Origin of the sequence: Rhodanobacter sp. AS-Z3, assembly GCF_029224025.1 — a bacterium.
In the GTDB taxonomy this organism is placed as follows: domain Bacteria; phylum Pseudomonadota; class Gammaproteobacteria; order Xanthomonadales; family Rhodanobacteraceae; genus Rhodanobacter.
Genome location: NZ_CP119392.1, coordinates 1 through 17,263 on the forward strand (window position 1 = coordinate 1; position 17,263 = coordinate 17,263).

The following is a 17,263-nucleotide window of genomic DNA, read 5'->3' on the forward strand; positions in this document are numbered from 1 at the left end:
TATATGGGGCAACTACAGTCTCAACCTGCACAGCGCCACTGGCGGCTTGCTTCGGGTACAAAAGAACGTGATGCAGCGCATGGGGTGGATGACGCTGAGCCGCGAAGAAAGTACCACTTGCTTCTCCAAGCTGAAGACGGCGGTCGGGTATGAGCGACAAGGAATCGGCTCCCTTGTCGTTGCGCTCGGTGTCATGTTTGCGGTCGTCAAGGGGGATCAATATGTGAAGCTCGGTGAACCCGACACTCAAGGCGGGACTTTCTGGACAGGCATTGGCCTCTCGGAGGCTAGGAACCTGACCACGACCGTATTGAAGCGGATGCTCGACACACAACAGGTGCTGGCGGGCAAGCTCGCCGTAGCGATCGATCCGATGGCATTTCTTGTGGAGATGCATCCCACGTGCACAGCGACAGGCGGCGGTCGGATGCGCAGCAATTCCGCAGGACAGTGATATCGGTTGAGGACAAAATTCGCAAAAAGAAGATCCAATGGAACCAAGGGAACCGCAGCAATTGAGGGAATTCCATTCCCTCCGCCTCCTTGTTCCACCGGCGCACGCACCAGCTACCACGCCGACACCGACACGCTTACATCAAAGCCCTCGATCTTCTTGCCCATCGCTTCGCTCCTGTGGTTTTAGGCGCGTAGTGCAACGGGCTGGGCGAGCTGGGGGAAGGTGTGGTGGGTGGGCACTTAGGAAGCCGCGGCCAAGCTAGCCTGGGAACGGACGCCGGGCTGGTTCAAGAGGCATCAGGTGTGAGGCGCCACGGGGATCGAAGAAAAGGGAACCGAGGCTGAGCTTTCACAAGAACAGCGTCAGATTCACGACTTCGTCTGGGTTAAGTGAACCTGACCCCGTTCTTGTTCTTCCTGTTTCTTCGACCCCTGCTTCTTCCGGCCCTTCATTTTTTCACGCAATAGATTTCAGGATCGGGGACATAGGCAGCGGTTGCATGATCTTTTCCGGAAACACAGGTTGCGATCAAGTCCCCTTTTCTTTTCGGCCCGATAAGCACGTCGTTGCACAGCATTCCCGCGTGGAGAACTCTCTTGAAAGGGACGCCATTCTCCGTCCATTTCACCCAGAACAATCCTGCTGTAGCAGTAATTACGTGGACCGTCGGATCAGGATTTGCTCCAAGGACCAGCGGCGCTGGAGTGACCAGCACGTCGTCATCGATCGCGGGAATCGCCAGGTACGCCCACTTTTGTTCTTGCGGATGGTATTGCCACACTTCTTGTACGCTGAAAGTCACGGGCCTCGTCATGGCCAACCTGGCTGCTTTCAGCGAACACGCGCTCGAAAGCTTGTCACACTGAAGATATCCGACGGGACTCTGAGACGTTGGTTGGCGCTGCTCAGCCGCTTGCCCGGAAGAGGCATACGCAAAGAGAAAAGCGCCTGCACTTAGTAGAGCCAAACAAGCCGTTCGTTGCATTCTCGTGCACCTCTGCGGAGTCAAAAGGGGATGGAGGCAACTATTTCCGGGCCACCTCAACCTGACCCCGTTCTTCTCTGTATTTGGGGCCCAGCTACGGACCAAACCGGACGCAACGCCTCCAAACAGAGGGGTCAAACAAACGGGACGGGTTCATTTACCGCGTGACCCCGCTCTTGTAAATTCAAACGCTTGTAAGTGAACCTGACCCCGTTCTTGGGTGGGCACTTAGGAAGCCGCGGCCAAGCTAGCCTGGGAACGGACGCCGGGCTGGTTCAAGAGGCATCAGGTGTGAGGCGCCACGGGGATCGAAGAAAAGGGAACCGAGGCTGAGCTTTCACAAGAACAGCGTCAGATTCACGACTTCGTCTGGGTTAAGTGAACCTGACCCCGTTCTTGCTGATACATCCAACATCGCAGGCATGAGCGGGCTCCGTCTGGTTGGGCAATGGATCGTGAGTCTCTATAGAGCATTAGGGATGCTCTGATCAATTAAGTTCAAAATGGCCGTCCAGACGGCCGTGCTAAAAATATGGATTGACTACGACCAAAAGGCAGATTGTGAGGCATATCGCCGCCATCGCCGTGCTGGGTTACCTCCAATCGCCTCGATTTCCCGCCTCACAGGCGCACCTCCCCTGCGGACGCTAGCAACGTTCGTCGCACCATCCACAGATTGGATAGCGCGAACAGCGTGAGTATCTGAGCGGTGTTCTTGAGCAAGCCCTTGAAGCGCACCTTCTGATAGCCGAACTGCCGCTTCACCACCCGGAACGGATGCTCCACCTTGGCTCGAACCGCGGCCTTCATGTGCTCGGTGTGCTTGACCGCATCCTTCAAATCGCCCTCGGGCATCGCCTTCACGCTGCCGCGTTTGGCCGCGATATGCCACGTGCGGCCGCGCTTGGGTGCCCGTTTCTCGGCGCCTTGGTAGCCGGCATCGGCATGCACCGTCTTCTCTTGGCCGTGCAGCAACTTGTCCACTTCCGTTACGTCGCCCACGTTGGCAGGTGTCGTGGTTACCGTATGCACCAGCCCCGATTCCACGTCCACCCCGATGTGCGCTTTCATGCCGAAGTACCACTGCTGGCCCTTCTTCGTCTGGCGCATGTCCGGGTCACGCTGTTTGTCCGCATTCTTGGTCGAGGACGGCGCCTGAATGATCGTGGCATCCACGATCGTGCCCTGGCGTAGCAACAGGCCCTGGCCGCTCAGGTGCGCATTGACCGCTTCGAAGATCTTCACCGCCAGGCCGTGCTGCTCCAGGAAGCGACGGAACTTCAGAATCGTCGACTCGTCCGGAATCGCGTCCTCGTTTAGCTCCAGCCCGGCAAACCGGCGCATGGACTCGATCTCGTACAACGCATCTTCCATCGCTGGATCGCTCAGTGCGTACCACTGCTGCATGAAGTGGATCCGCAGCATCGTCGATGCCGCCATCGGCGGGCGACCGCGACGACCGGAGGTCGGATAGCTCGGTTCGATCAGCGCCAGCAGGTCGGCCCACGGCACGACTTTGTCCATCTCACCCAGAAACCGCTCACGACGTGTCGGCTTCTTCTTGACTTCAAAACTCAACGAGGCGAACGAACGCTGCTTCATCGGCGATGGGCTTCCTGGGGACTGCTGGCTATGATGCCGCAGACGGGGAATAAATCAGAGCATCCTTAGCAATCAAAAGCGACGGAGGCAATTATCCATACCTAATTACCTCCGCCCCTTTTGTTCGTTCACGACTCAAAGTGTCGGCGCAGTGCGTCCACATCCAGCAAACCAGCATGGAGAGAAAGTCTCGCCTCGTATTCCGCAGCCAAGTCTGCATATGCCTCATGCAGCTGTTCTGCAAAGACGCCAAGATCCTCCTCGGCTTGCTCGGCAAGCAGGCCGCTATCCAACTCATTCTGACAACGCTTCATTTCACGGATGACGGCGGCGAGTGCGCCAATCAGCGCATTGGTACTTTCGAGCATGATGGGCTCCGGTGCGTGGATCAAAGCTGCAGATTGGTCTTGCCACAGACAACACCGAGACATTCCAAAAAGAGCGCCAACGGCATGTCGTCCTTGGGTGCGATCGTATAGTGATACGCCCCTTGGGCGTTCTTGTGATCCTTGGTGACGGCAATTCCGGGAGGAATAGCTGTGCCAGCCGGAATTTTGAAATGTTTGGTGGTCCGCGACCCGAACCACGTGACTTTCATGTCGAACGTGGAAACACCGCGGAAGTCGCCCTTGATGCAACGGCATCCAAGTACGACACGCTTGCCATCTCGATCCACAATCTTGACATCGGCCACCCGAGTTTCGTTGCCAAGGTGTGGGGACAATGCGTCGATGCCGGCCTGGTAGTCGGTATTCTTTTGCGCCCGCCAAAGATCCACCGGGGTCGCCGTCTCCCAGAAACGATCCGCTTTACCCGCTTCGGTGTAGATCCTTCTCAATTCATCAGACATTCCACGTCCTCTCATCCAAACAGAACAAACGGATCAAACGAAGGGCTCAGGTTCATTTACCACGCGCGGCCTAATGAGAACCCGCCCCCTTTTCCCGGATAATGAACCTGACCCCTTTTCTTACCGCATACGGTTTAATGAACCTGACCCCTTTTCTGCCGATTTAAATACACTCTGACCCCTGTTTCTCATATCCTGATCCTCATTGATATCCAGCTCAAGCGTAGCCTCGCTGACGCATCCCCTGGAAAGCATGGATTGCATCTTTCGCTCGTCTAGAATGCGATTGAAAAGCAGGTCTGCTTGAATGCCGTTGACCTCGATCGACGCATGAGTCGTTGCCTTTCTCTCGCCAATATTGGCGCCTATTAGCAAGGAGGCTATGACGCTGGCTATATAGACAATGATAGCAACTGTTGCTTTCATTAATCGAAATCCTTGGGCGGCGTCACCAACGTTGGATAACCCAAGGGGCCAGGCTCATCTCCTACGCATGGATAAATGAACCTGACCCCTTTTTTTCTTACACCGCGCCTACATGATCGCAGCGGACACCGGGTCGATCAGCTTTTCGACGAGTTCAGACGGCAGGTCGCTGTCTTCCCTAAGCAACGAAACAACTGAAGCCGCGAGCTCGTTTTTCGTCTTCGTTATGTCATTAAGTGAAATTCTGTCGCCAACCAGCGAGAGATTGTGCACATCTTCCACGCTGGCGCAAAAAACCCCGGCCACAACCTTTGGGGGATACACGTATTCGATCCCATTCTGTGACCATGTGACGACGTTTTCTTCGAGCACGCCAAGCTTCGTCAGCTCATCACGAAGGCCTGGCTGGTGTACTGAGTCGAGGACGACAAAAATACGCGCTCTTAGCGGCGACTTGTCGAGTTCGCCTAGCGTTTCCTTCAGAGAGTGCACCTTTTTCTTGACGTCTCCGCCGGAGTGGATGACGGCGATGCGCTTCTCGGGAAACTGGAGCTGTAACACGCGGTCTAGATACGCGTGATCTGTTTTTCCTTCCACGACGACGATAGCGGACGGAAAATACATTGACTCAAGCGAATTGCCTAGCAGATTGAACTGAAGCCGATGAAATTCGCCAATATTTTTGACGCGTTGGATTGAGATCGTTGCAGCGTTCTTAGAAACGACGTAGTTGCTAGTTATGTCTCTGCGGCTAAGCATCAAATGCGAGTGCGTTGCCAAGTAGATCCTCGACAAATGAGGAAATATTTTTGATCGTGTCTCTGGCTCATCGAAAAACGTGGAAAGCATCTGCTGAACTTTAGGGCTTAATCCCAGCTCTGGCTCGTCAATGAGAACTGTCTCGAATCTCTCGTCCATGCAGATGCCAAGGATTGTCATGAGAAGCCTAGTGCCGGTAGAGCCTACAGATAAATTTTGCCCGTCCATGTCGATGTAGCGCGGGCTCAATTCGTTTTCGCTATCGACTTTTTTCATGGAGAAGGTGTTGCCGATGAGCTTCCCGCAGAGTTCAAAGAGCTCAGACCGTCTCTTGTCGCTCAGCCCCATAATTATCTGATTAAGGTCAAATGGGTTTTGTTCGTGGTTGTAATTCTCCTGGTTGAAGTTGGATTGGAACTGATTCTCAAATTGATCAAGCTGCGATGGGTCGCGAATTCCCGTCGAGAGATGGTAGACATGATAGAAACGATTGGTCCCAATCATGTACGCGCTGCGGCCTAGTGCTGACTTAAGCCACTTGAGCGTAAGCGATTTGCCGCTATTGTTGCTGCCGGACAGGACCGTTAGTGGGGAGCCAGCGCGCGTCTGTGCGAAGAGCTGCAGCGACGGATTGAAAATCAGTTCGGCTTTCGATGTCACGAAGGTCTCCAGCAAGGCGAAAAGCGGGCTAACACTAAGTAGATTTCATTTTGCAGTCTAATACAGCAGCCTAATCCCGACATCCGGATGTCGGCTTGCGCCGCCACCCTACACAAATCAATCACTTGTCCTTCTTCGCGCAGCCTAGTCCGGCAACCTAATCACGCCATGCGTTTCACAGGACACAGCAAGCAAAAAGGGCAGCCTCGCGGCCACCCTTCAGCGAACGATTCAAAGTGGTTCTCAACTCACCCGCACTTCGAATACCCACAATTCAAACAAGTCTGGCAGTTATCCATCAACACCAGCGCCTTGGTATTGCACTTGTCACACATCATCGACCCCGGCGGAAAACTCAACGCCTCACCCGCACCCGCTTCGGTAGCAGCGCCAGCATCGGCAACCTTCTTCGCCGAAGCCGCCTCATACGCCGCCCGCTTCTCCACAATCAACTGCCGCGTCGCCGCATCCATCTCCGGATCATGGATCATCCCGATGTTCTTCATATGCTGCTCCACCACCGAGCCGATCTCGGCCACGATGCTGGACATGTAAACGCCGCCGGACTTGAAGTAGCCACCGCGCGGATCGAACACGGCTTTCAGCTCTTCCACCACGAAGGTCACGTCGCCGCCTTTGCGGAACACGGCGGACATCAGGCGGGTGAGTGCCACGATCCACTGGAAGTGGTCCATGTTTTTCGAGTTGATGAAGATCTCGAACGGGCGGCGCTGTTCGTGTTTGGTGCCGGCGTTGAGCACGATGTCGTTGATGGTGACGTACAGCGCGTGTTCGAACAGCGGTGACTTGATCTTGAAGGTGGAGCCGACCAGGGTTTCCGGCCGCTCGACACTTTCGTGCATCTGGATGACTTCGGCCTGCTTGGGCTCGGCAGCGCGCGCGTCCTTCGCGGCAGCGGCAGCCGCGTTGGCAACCTTCTCTTCGGAGGTGACCACGTTGTAGCCGGTGATCTTCTTGTCGATCTTGATTGCCATGGTGTTCGCTTCGTTATTCGGAATGTGGGTACTGGGATGGTGTTGCGGTAGCGCGATGCCGGGATGGTCACGGCCTGGAACAAGTCATCCGGCCCGGCGCAAGGCCGGACCGGATGCGGTGTTGCTTACTTCTTTTTTGCAGCGGCCTTCTTGCCGGCAGCCTTTTTCACCGGGCGTGCCGATTTGACGATCGCCTTCTTGCTGGCAGTGGACCTCTTTACCGTCTTGGCGACGGCTTTCTTGCTGGCGGACTTTTTGACTGCCGCCTTCTTGGTTGCGGCCTTCTTGGGGGCCGACTTTTTGCTGCTGACCTTCTTTGCGACCTTGGCGGCGTTCTTCTTCACCACCTTGGCGACTTTCCTGGCGACTTTCTTGACCGCTTTCTTGGCACTGGCAACCTTGCCGGCCACCTTCTTCACCGCTTTCTTGACAGCCTTCTTGGCGGCGGCCTTTTTCGGCGCGGCCTTCTTCCCGGCTTTCTTCGGCGCCGCCTTTTTGGCGGGAGCCTTCTTGGCGACTTTCTTCGGTGCGGCCTTCTTCGCGACTTTCTTGGCGGGCTTCTTCGGTGCGGCCTTCTTCACCGCTTTCTTGGCAGCCTTCTTCGGCGCAGCCTTTTTCGCTGCTGCCTTCTTGACCGCCTTCTTTGGCGCAGCCTTCTTCGCTGCCGCTTTCTTCGGCGCAGCCTTCTTGGCGGCTGCCTTCTTCGGAGCCGCCTTCTTGGCTACGGCCTTTTCCGGCGCAGCCTCGCCCACGACGACCGGCTTCGGTGCGGCCTTCTTGCGCGGTGCCGCCTTCTTCTTCACCACCACCGGTGCAGCCGCAGGAGCCGCGACGGGCACGTCCGGCAGCACGGGAAGGGTGATGGCCGGTGCTTCGACGGCATCGGGTGTGCTGCTTGCTTCAACTTCGTTATCAATGGACATGCTGATGTTCCCCTCCGAATGTAATGTCAGTACGTGTCGCGGCCTTTCGGGAATCGACGCATCCAGCGGGAACATCCGCACCCGATAAGGGGTGCGTGCGCTACCTAGAACTTGCCGTAATACCCTTCCTTCAAGGCATCGAAGAGGTTGGCGGCGGAGTGCATCTCGCCGTCGTATTCCACCTGCTCATTGCCTTTCAGTTCGACAACACTACCGTCCTCCAGCTCGAAGCGGTAGAGGGTGTTTTCAAGATCCGATTCCTTGACCAGCACACCCTGGAACGCGGCGGGGTTGAAGCGGAACGTGGTGCATCCTTTCAGGCCTTGTTTATAGGCGTAGAAGTAGATGTCCTTGAAGTCTTCGTAGGGATAATCGGTGGGCACATTTGCGGTCTTGGAGATCGACGAGTCGATCCACAATTGCGAGGCGGCCTGGATATCCACGTGCTGTTTCGGGCTGATGTCGTCGGCAGCGACGAAGTAGTCGGGCAACTTGTTGCCGGCTTCTTCGGTATACGGCTTGGCATCGGCATTGATCAGCGCGCGGTAGGCAAGCAGCTCGAAGCTGAGCACTTCGACCTTTTCCTTGGACTTCTTGCCTTCGCGAATGATGTTGCGCGAGTAGCTGTGCGCGAAGCTGGGCTCGATGCCGTTGCTGGCGTTGTTGGCCAGGCTCAGGCTGATGGTGCCGGTGGGCGCGATCGAGGTGTGGTGGGTGAAGCGCGCGCCGGTTTCGGCGAGCTGCTCAACCAGTTCCGGCGCCACCGTGGCAATGCGCTGCATGTAGCGGCTGTATTTGGCGTGCAGCACGCGACCGGGGATGCTGTCGCCGATCTTGTAGCCGTCTTTGGCCATTTCCGGACGCTTGCGCAGCATGTCGCCGGTGACGGTGAAGTCACGCAGCAGCACCGGTGCGGCACCCTTTTCTTTCGCCAGTTCCAGCGCCACTTCCCAGCCAGCCACGGCCATTTCGCGCGAGACTTCTTCGGTGAAGGCGACCGCTTCGGCACTGCCGTAGCTGTGCTTGAGCATGGTCACGGTGGAACCCAGGCCGAGGAAGCCCATGCCGTGGCGACGCTTGCCCATGATCTCGTTGCGCTGCTGTTCCAGCGGCAGGCCATTGATCTCGACCACGTTGTCGAGCATGCGGGTGAATACCTTCACCACTTCGCGGTATTCGTTCCAGTCGAAGCTGGCCTTGGGACCGAACGGATCACGCACGAACTTGGTCAGGTTGACCGAGCCGAGCAGGCACGAGCCGTACGGCGGCAGCGGCTGTTCGCCGCAGGGGTTGGTCGCGCGGATGTGTTCGCACCACCAGTTGTTGTTCATCTCGTTGACCTTGTCGATCAGGATGAAACCCGGCTCGGCATAGTCATAGGTGGACACCATGATCATGTCCCACAGATGCCGTGCACGAATGTGGCTGTAGATCTTGCAGGCGACCAGGCCGTCTTCGCGATCGACATAGTTTTCGTGGGTCGGCCATTCGCGCCAGATCACCTGGCTCGGATCGTTGACGTCGATCTCGTGCTTTTCCTTGACGTGTACCGGGAACACCATCGGCCAGTCCTGGTCGTTTTCAACCGCGTCCATGAAGCCGTCGGTGATCAGCAGACTCAGGTTGAACTGGCGCAGGCGGCCGTCTTCGCGTTTGGCGCGGATGAATTCCTTGGCGTCCGGATGGCTGATGTCGAAGGTGCCCATCTGCGCACCGCGACGGCCACCGGCAGAAGACACGGTGAAGCACATCTTGTCGTAGATATCCATGAACGACAGCGGGCCGGACGTATACGCACCGGCGCCGGAGACATACGCGTTGCGCGGACGCAGGGTGGAAAATTCGTAGCCGATGCCGCAACCGGCCTTCAGCGTCAGGCCCGCTTCGTGGACCTTCTCCAGAATGTCATCCATCGAATCGTGGATGGTGCCGGAGACGGTGCAGTTGATCGTGCTGGTGGCCGGCTTGTGCGCCAGCGCGCCGGCGTTGGAGGTGATGCGGCCGGCGGGGATCGCACCGCGGCGCAGCGCCCACAGAAATCTTTCGTACCAGTGGGCGCGCAGCTCCTCGGTGGTTTCCACGTCGGACAGCGCGCGCGCCACGCGCTGGTAGGTCTCATCGATGGTGGCATCGACCGGCTCGCCAGCCTTGTTCTTCAGGCGGTACTTCTTGTCCCAGATGTCTTGCGACGCCGGCTGCAGCGGAATCTCCACGACGGCATCCCGGCTGGTCGCCGGAATCATGTTGGGGTTCGCACTGGTTGCTGAACTACTCGCTGGCGCACGGACTGTGCTCATCGTTTCCAAGACCTCTCTCGCTGCGGCCCGACGGCCTGCGTGGTTTTTATATTGATGCGGCAAGGCCGCGCGCGACTGTTACGACGACACTTCCAGGCCAGTGAGGATTGCCCTCCAGCCAGCTGTGCCAACGGTTTACGACAACAACGACTCCCCCTCAAGAGTGCGGTGCCCGACACCAGCACTTGTTTGAGTGCCAGCTATCGAACACAAGATGTTGTGGTTGTTACCGAAGGGGGAAGTTAACCCCGACGTCGCTGGAAGTAAAGTCCCATGACAACTATTGGCACGATGGAACCGTCGCGGCGCGGTTCGGTCGAAGCACTGCCACTATCGACATGCCCAAGGAGGCCCCATGCAGTTTTCATCTTCACGTCTGGCACGCTGGCTCGGCCCGGCGCTGACCACACTGGTCTTGCTGGTGGCCGTATCCAGCGGCCACGCGGCCACCCTGCCCGCCGCGATCGACGGCCAGCCGATGCCGTCGCTGGCACCGATGCTGACCCGGGTGACCCCGGCCGTGGTGAACATTTCCACCACCACGCGGGTGCCGGTGCGCGATGCGTATTTCGATGACCCGATGATGCGCCGCTTCTTCGGCCTGCCCAGCACGCCGCGCCAGCGGGTCGAGCAAAGCCTGGGCTCGGGTGTGATCGTGGATGCGGCGAAGGGTTACATCCTGACCAATAACCATGTGGTCGGCGGCGCCGACGCGATCAGCGTGACACTGCAGGACGGCCGCACATTCAAGGGCAAGCTGATCGGCAGCGACCCGGCCACCGACGTGGCGGTGGTGCAGATTCCGGCACAGAAGCTGCAGGCGCTGCCACTGGCCGATTCCTCGCGCCTGCAGGTGGGCGACTACGTGGTGGCGGTGGGCGACCCGTTCGGGCTGGGCCAGACGGTGACCGCCGGCATCGTCTCGGCGCTGGGTCGCTCCGGGCTGGGCCAGAACACGCCGGGCCAGAACGATGGTGGCAACGGCGGCTACCAGAATTTCATCCAGACCGATGCCTCGATCAACCCCGGCAACTCCGGCGGCGCACTGGTCAATTTGCGCGGTGAACTGGTCGGCATCAACACGATGATTTTCTCGCCCTCGGGCGGCAATGTCGGCATCGGCTTTGCGATACCCACCAGCATCACCGGCGAAGTGATGGCGCAGTTGCTGGCGCACGGCAAGGTACAGCGCGGCAGCCTGGGTGTGCAGACCCAGGCGATCACCCCGCGCATTGCCCAGTTGTTGCAATTGAAAGACAGCAACGGCGTGGTGGTGACCCAGGTACGCGACGGCTCGGCGGCCGAACGGGCCGGCCTGCAGGCCGGCGACGTGCTGACCACGCTGAACGGCAAACCGCTGCACAGCGTGCAGGAATTGAACAACGCCGAAGGCTTGCTGCCGCTGGGCAGCACACTGCGACTGGGCGTGCTGCGCGAGGGCAAGCTCAGTGAAGTCAACGCCACGCTCACCGCCGAGAAGCGCGCCAGCGTCGACGGCAGCCAGCTCGATCCACGCTTGAGCGGCGTGCAGTTCAGCGAGCTCAGCCAGGATCAGCGCAACCAGGGCTGGTACGGCGTGGCGGTAAGTTCGGTGCAGCCGGACAGTCGCGCCGCGCGCGCCGGTCTTGCCAGCGATGACGTGGTGATCGGCGTGGGCAACCAGCGCATCACCAGCCTGCATGTGTTGCGCGGGCTGGCCGGCGTGAAGCCGCGCCAGTTGGTGCTGGTGGTGGCCAATGGTGAGGGCACGCGCTACGTCGTAATCGACTGAGCCGCACAGCGCGTCAATCGGGCAAAAGCGTGGCCGGGATCGCTCCCGGCGCGTGTTCCGGCGCACAGGCCGGGCGACTGCTTGTGCGCAAACGCATGAAAGTGCTTGATGTTTGCTAGCCGGGCCGATGAAATACTCGCCCTGCTTCAGCCTGCATGCGCCCGCAAGGCGCCATACTCGGTCCATCAAGCATCCACATCATCATGCCGGGGTTCTCCATCACCATGCCTGTTCGTTTTCTACGCCTGTTGTCCATCGCCCTGATAGGCGCCTGCCTCGCCACCCCTGCCCTTGCCAAAACTCACCACAAGGCGAAAGCGAAGGCGGCGACCCCAGCCAAGAGCAGCCTGATCTGGCGCGGCGACGTGGCGACGGCCAATGGCGTGGTCGATGAAGTCGCCAAGGCATGGGAGAAGACCGGCCACGGCCGCATCGAGCTGCAGCCGTTCAACACCGCCTCGGGTATCGACGCGGTGGCCAGCGGCACCGCCGACCTTGCCGGCAGCGCGCGCCCGGCCGACGACACCGCGCAGAATGCGCGCCTCACCTTCACCCCGGTGGCGTGGGACGGGCTGGTGCTGATCACGCAGTCGTCGAACCCGGTCAGCGGCCTCACGCTGAAGCAGGTGCATGACATCTATTACGGCAAGATCCACAACTGGAGCGAAGTCGGCGGTCGCGATGCACCGATCGATGTGTATGCGGTGGCCAGCCCCGGCGACGGCGTGGAATACAGCCTGCGCACGCTGCTGTTCGGGCGTGGCAACCAGCCGGTGGCGGCGCCGCGGTTGTACGTGAACACGCGCAAGCTGGAAGAAGGCATTGCACTGAACCCGAATGGTTTCGGCGTGGCCACGCTCGCCGGCATCAGCGGCAACTCGCAGTTGAAGGCCATTCCGATCAACGGCAAGTCGGCCACTGTCGCCAACATCGCCGACGGCAGCTACCCGTTGTTCATTCCGCTCTACCTGGTGACCAACCCCAGCAGCCCGAAGGCGACCCAGGCGCAGGCCTTCGTCGACTTCGTGCAGAGCGAGCCGGGCAAGGCGGCGCTGCGCAAGCATGCAGTGTTGCCGTATCAGGACGGTGCCGCACTGACCGCGCTGGACGATACCCGACGCAGCGACATTCTGGCCGCACTGGGCGTGCGCATGCCGCACGGCACGCCGGTATCGGCACCGGGCGCTACCTATGCGGCGCGCGCCGCGGTGGCACCGACCTCCGGCGATACCGTGGCCGCGCGGATGGCGATGGAGAAGCGTCGCAACGATGAACAGCAGAACGCGCGCCTGAGCAAAATCCAGGGCAGTGCCACGCCCGCGCCGAGCGTCGCACCCACCACCACCGCACAGGCGGACACCCGTTACACGGTCGTCAAGGGTGACACGCTGTCGACGATTGCCAAGCGACACTCGGTTGAAGTGAGCCAGTTGCGCGAGTGGAATCACCTGAAGAACGACCAGATCAAACTGGGCCAGGTGCTGATCGTCAGCGGTCAATGAGTGCGGGCATGGTGCCGATCCTCGCGCTGACACTGGACCTGGACGACACCTTGTGGCCGGTGCTGCCGGCGCTGGAACACGCCGACCAGGCAGTCGACGCATGGCTGCAACAACATCATCCCGATGTGGCGCAGGCGTGGCCGATCACCGCGATGCGCGAGTTGCGCGCGCGGGTGGCCAGCGAGCGGCTGGACCTGGCGCATGACTTCACCACCCAGCGCCAGCTCACCCTGCAACATGCGTTTGCCAGCTGCGGCGTGGACGATGCGCCGATCGAGGTGCTGTGGGAAATCTACTTTGCCGCGCGTAATCGGGTGGAGTTGTATCCGGACAGCCTGCCGGCACTGCAGCGGATCACGGCGCGCTGGCCGCTGGCCAGCCTGACCAATGGCAATGCCGACCTTGGGCGGATCGGGCTGGACGCGCATTTCGTCCATCACATCTGCGCGCGTGACAGCGGCATCGCCAAGCCGGACCCACGCATCTTCCTGAGCGCGGCCGAACGGCTTGGCGTGCTGCCGCAACAGATCCTGCACGTTGGTGACGATCCGCTGATGGACATGGCCGGCGCGCGCGATGCCGGACTGCGTACCGCGTGGATCAATCGCGACGGTATCGCCTGGCCTGACGCGCTGGGCGCAGCACCCGAGCTGGACCTGCGCGACATGACGGCATTGGCGGACTGGCTGGAAGCACAGCATCCACACGGGTAGGCAAGTAAGCTCGATTACGCGCATCATTGGGGTTTTGTCGAGTTCGGCAGCTACACGGCCGACATACGTTGAAGGACCTTGCATGTCTGCCTTGATCGAACGCCAGTCGAACACCCGCCACAGTATTGCCATCGAAACAACCGACGCCGCGCATTACGCCGCCTGCAAGCGCCGGCTCACCGCCGCGCAAAAGCGCTGGCTGGGCGACAGCGGTTTCGCGGCAGCAGCGGGCACGTTTGCGTTGCTGTCTGATCCGTCGGGCAAGCTGGTGCGTGTGCTGGTGGGTGTCGATGCACAGCAGCCGCTGAGTGCGCTCGCCGCGCTGCCGTGCAGCCTGCCCGAAGCGACCTACCATCTTGCCGACGAAGGTGTGCTCGGCGACCGCCATCAGGCCGCTCTGGGCTGGGCACTGGGTGCTTACCAGTTCACCCGTTATCGGCAACCGAAACGCGCACCGGCGCAACTGGCCGTGGCTCAGGCAGAGCTGCAGGTGTTGGCGCCACTGGTCGAAGCCACCGCCCTGGTGCGTGACCTGGTCAACACGCCGACCGAGGACATGGGGCCGGAACAGTTAAGCGATGCGATTCGCGCGCTGGGCAAGACCCACAAGGCGAAAGTGCGCGACTGGGTGGGCGATGAGTTGCTGAAGGCAAACTTCCCGACCATCCACGCCGTAGGCCGCGCCAGCCATCGCGCACCGCGGCTGATCGAACTGAGCTGGGGCAAGCGCGAGCATCCCAAGCTGGTGGTGGTCGGCAAGGGCGTCTGCTTCGACACCGGCGGGCTCGACTTGAAATCCAGCGACGGCATGCGCTGGATGAAAAAGGATATGGGCGGTTCCGCGCACGCGATCGCGCTGGCCGGTCTGATCATGCAGGCCAACCTGCCGGTCAGGCTGACCCTGCTGATTCCTGCGGTGGAGAACGTGGTAGCCGGCAACGCCATGCGCCCGGGTGAAGTGATCACCACCCGCGCCGGTCACACCGTGGAAGTGGACAACACCGACGCCGAAGGTCGTTTGATCCTGTGCGACGCGCTGGCCTATGGCGCCGAGCAGGAACCCGATTTGCTGCTGGATTTCGCTACCTTGACGGGCGCCGCGCGCGTGGCACTGGGCCCGGATCTGCCGGCGCTGTTCGCCAACGACGAAGCAGCCGCGGTCGCCCTGCTGGCGGCGGGACGGGCGGTCGGCGATCCGCTGTGGCAGATGCCGTTGTGGCGGCCGTATCGCAAGATGCTCGACTCCTATCTTGCCGACTTCGCCAACGCCGGCCCGTCACGTCACGGCGGCGCGATCACCGCCGCGCTGTATCTGGAACGCTTCGTGCCCGATGGCACACCGTGGCTGCATCTGGATACCTACGCCTGGAATGATGCCGATCGACCGGGCCGCCCGCGTGGCGGTGAGGCGATGGGTCTGCGCGCCGTGTTCGCCTACCTGCAGCAGCGCTACGGCGGGTAAGCAAGCGGCGCCGCGCACAGGACCTCGGCTGTTGTCAGCATGCATGAAAAGGCTGCATGCTGGCAGGACTCTCCCCGTCGGAAGCCGCCTCATGTCCGTGCGTCCGCATCTGCTGGTCCTTGCTGTCGCCTTCAGCCTCACCAGCGTCGCTAGCGCGCTCGCGGCCGAAGCCCCTGCGCAGGTACTGACCAGGCAAACGCTGGATTCCGGCGGCGTGATGCCGGCCGAACAGGCACGGGTGAATTTCGATCACGCCGAACTGCACTTCACGGTGGCGCCGGCGCAGCAACGCATCGATGCCAGCGCCACGCTGAGCTTCACCGCGAAAGCTGCCACCGACGTACTGCTGCTGGACCTGGACCGCAACCTGCCGATCAGTGGCATCGATCTCAACGGCAAGTTGCTGGCCACCAGCGCATGGCGCAATCCGGATGGCCGCTTGCGCATCGCGCTACCCAAAATGCTGGCGACCGGTGGCAAGGTCCGGGTGACCGTGCGCTACGGCGGCAAGCCGCATGTGGCGAAAAGAGCGCCGTGGGACGGCGGCTTTGTCTGGAGTCACACCGCCGACGGTCAGCCATGGGTAGCCAGCGCCGTCGAAGGCGAGGGCTGCGACCTGTTCTGGCCATGCATCGACCAGCCACAAGGCGAGCCCGATCTGGTCGACACCTACATAACGGTAGCGAAGACGCTCGCCGCACCCGGCAACGGCGTGCTGGTCGGCATCACCGAGCACGGCAATCAACACACCTATCACTGGCGCGCGAAACATCCGAACACCTACGCCATCGCGATTGATGTCGGTCCGTTCAAGCTGCTCAAGGGCAACTACGCCAGTCGCTACGGCAACACGATCCCGATGGAGCTCTGGTATCTGCCTGAGCATGCCGAAGGCGCCAAGGCCTTGTTCGGCGAGTTTCCGCGCATGCTGGACTTCTTCGAACAGCAGATCGGACCGTACCCGTTTGGCGACGAAAAAGTGGGCGTGGTGGAAACTCCGCACAGGGGCATGGAACACCAGACCATCAATGCCTACGGCAACGACTTCCGCAAGAACGGTTACGGCTTCGACGACTTGCTGCAGCACGAGTTCGCACATGAGTGGTTCGGCAACCAGGTAACCAATGCCGACTGGGACGACATGTGGCTGCACGAAGGGTTCGGCACCTACATGCAGCCGCTCTACAGCCAGTATCTGAATGGCGACATGGACTACTACGCCTGGCTGCATGAATTGCGCCTGCGATTGCGCAACCAGCACCCGCTCGTCTCCGGCCACAGCCAGAACGAAGAGCAGGTCTACCAGGAGTCCAGTGGTCCAGGCCAGGACATCTACAACAAGGGCGCGCTGATGTTGCACAGCTTGCGCCAGTTGATCGGCGACCAGGCGTTCTTCGACAGCACCCGTCGGCTGGTCTATGGCCGTACCAATCCCAGGCCCGGCAATTTCAAGCCGCGCTACGCCAGCACCAACGACTACATCGCCATCGTCGATCAGGTGACCGGACGCAAGCTCGACTGGTTCTTCGACGTCTACCTGCGTGATGCCAAGCTGCCACGGCTGGACGAACAGCGTGACGGCGACACACTGAAGCTGCGCTGGGTCACCGAACACGGCAAGCCGTTTCCGATGCCGATCGAGGTGCAGGTGGGCGACAGCGTGCACACCTTGCCAATGACCGACGGCAGCGGCCAACTGCAAGTACCCGCTGGCAGCCTGCTGATCATCGACCCGCGCTCGAAAGTGCTGCGCGAGGTGCCGTTTGTGGGCGAATTCCAGCAGTGGTTCATGCAGCAGCGGGCAGCGAAATCGGCGCGCAAATAGTCCCCGTGATCACGACAACTGGCGCTCTGCGCCCAT

At 60.4% G+C, this 17,263-nt stretch carries 15 protein-coding genes; 6 read left to right on the forward strand and 9 right to left on the reverse strand.

Annotated elements, in window-relative coordinates; genetic code table 11:
- Positions 1–67 precede the first annotated feature (67 nt).
- Positions 68–454: a hypothetical protein gene (locus PY254_RS00005; RefSeq protein WP_281013439.1), complete on the forward strand. Its 387-nt coding sequence runs from the start codon at positions 68–70 to the stop codon at positions 452–454.
- A gap of 451 nt (positions 455–905) precedes the next feature.
- Here the strand turns inward: PY254_RS00005 and PY254_RS00010 are convergent, their stop codons facing one another.
- The 9 genes from PY254_RS00010 to PY254_RS00050 form a co-directional block, all read right to left on the reverse strand.
- Positions 906–1,259, reverse strand: coding sequence for a hypothetical protein (locus tag PY254_RS00010; protein ID WP_281013440.1), 354 nt, complete (start codon positions 1,257–1,259; stop codon positions 906–908).
- Positions 1,260–2,063: 804 nt separating this feature from the next.
- A complete protein-coding gene (locus PY254_RS00015) occupies positions 2,064–3,044 on the reverse strand; it encodes an IS5 family transposase (RefSeq protein ID WP_281012184.1) in 981 nt (326 codons plus the stop codon).
- 128 nt (positions 3,045–3,172) lie between these two features.
- The gene (locus PY254_RS00020; protein WP_281013441.1) at positions 3,173–3,412 is read right to left on the reverse strand and encodes a hypothetical protein; all 240 of its coding nucleotides are present in this window, start codon (positions 3,410–3,412) and stop codon (positions 3,173–3,175) included.
- Between the two features lie 20 nt (positions 3,413–3,432).
- Positions 3,433–3,894 carry a Tse2 family ADP-ribosyltransferase toxin gene (locus PY254_RS00025; RefSeq protein WP_281013442.1) on the reverse strand — a complete coding sequence of 154 codons (462 nt, stop codon included), beginning with the start codon at positions 3,892–3,894 and terminating at the stop codon, positions 3,433–3,435.
- 120 nt (positions 3,895–4,014) lie between these two features.
- On the reverse strand, positions 4,015–4,320 hold the full coding sequence (locus PY254_RS00030) for a hypothetical protein (RefSeq protein ID WP_281013443.1): 306 nt from the start codon (positions 4,318–4,320) through the stop codon (positions 4,015–4,017).
- Positions 4,321–4,428: 108 nt separating this feature from the next.
- The gene (locus tag PY254_RS00035; RefSeq protein ID WP_281013444.1) at positions 4,429–5,739 is read right to left on the reverse strand and encodes an ATP-dependent nuclease; all 1,311 of its coding nucleotides are present in this window, start codon (positions 5,737–5,739) and stop codon (positions 4,429–4,431) included.
- A 248-nt stretch (positions 5,740–5,987) separates the two neighbouring features.
- Complete coding sequence (locus tag PY254_RS00040) at positions 5,988–6,734, reverse strand: TSCPD domain-containing protein (RefSeq protein WP_281013445.1); 747 nt, start codon at positions 6,732–6,734, stop codon at positions 5,988–5,990.
- A 125-nt stretch (positions 6,735–6,859) separates the two neighbouring features.
- Entirely contained in the window at positions 6,860–7,657 is a 798-nt protein-coding gene (locus PY254_RS00045; RefSeq protein ID WP_281013446.1) for a hypothetical protein, read from the reverse strand.
- 104 nt (positions 7,658–7,761) lie between these two features.
- On the reverse strand, positions 7,762–9,900 hold the full coding sequence (locus tag PY254_RS00050) for an adenosylcobalamin-dependent ribonucleoside-diphosphate reductase (RefSeq protein WP_281013447.1): 2,139 nt from the start codon (positions 9,898–9,900) through the stop codon (positions 7,762–7,764).
- A 409-nt stretch (positions 9,901–10,309) separates the two neighbouring features.
- On the opposite strand from PY254_RS00050, the gene PY254_RS00055 reads away from it, so the two are divergent.
- The 5 genes from PY254_RS00055 to PY254_RS00075 all read left to right on the forward strand — a co-directional run bounded on the left by PY254_RS00055 (position 10,310) and on the right by PY254_RS00075 (position 17,227).
- The gene (locus PY254_RS00055) at positions 10,310–11,725 is read left to right on the forward strand and encodes a Do family serine endopeptidase (protein WP_281013448.1); all 1,416 of its coding nucleotides are present in this window, start codon (positions 10,310–10,312) and stop codon (positions 11,723–11,725) included.
- A gap of 224 nt (positions 11,726–11,949) precedes the next feature.
- Positions 11,950–13,227: a LysM peptidoglycan-binding domain-containing protein gene (locus PY254_RS00060; protein ID WP_281013449.1), complete on the forward strand. Its 1,278-nt coding sequence runs from the start codon at positions 11,950–11,952 to the stop codon at positions 13,225–13,227.
- An 11-nt stretch (positions 13,228–13,238) separates the two neighbouring features.
- A complete protein-coding gene (locus tag PY254_RS00065) occupies positions 13,239–13,940 on the forward strand; it encodes an HAD family hydrolase (protein WP_281015274.1) in 702 nt (233 codons plus the stop codon).
- An 82-nt stretch (positions 13,941–14,022) separates the two neighbouring features.
- Positions 14,023–15,402 carry a leucyl aminopeptidase family protein gene (locus PY254_RS00070; RefSeq protein WP_281013450.1) on the forward strand — a complete coding sequence of 460 codons (1,380 nt, stop codon included), beginning with the start codon at positions 14,023–14,025 and terminating at the stop codon, positions 15,400–15,402.
- Positions 15,403–15,493: 91 nt separating this feature from the next.
- Positions 15,494–17,227, forward strand: a complete 1,734-nt coding sequence (locus PY254_RS00075) for a M1 family metallopeptidase (protein ID WP_281013451.1) — start codon at positions 15,494–15,496, stop codon at positions 17,225–17,227.
- The last annotated feature ends 36 nt before the right edge of the window (positions 17,228–17,263 follow it).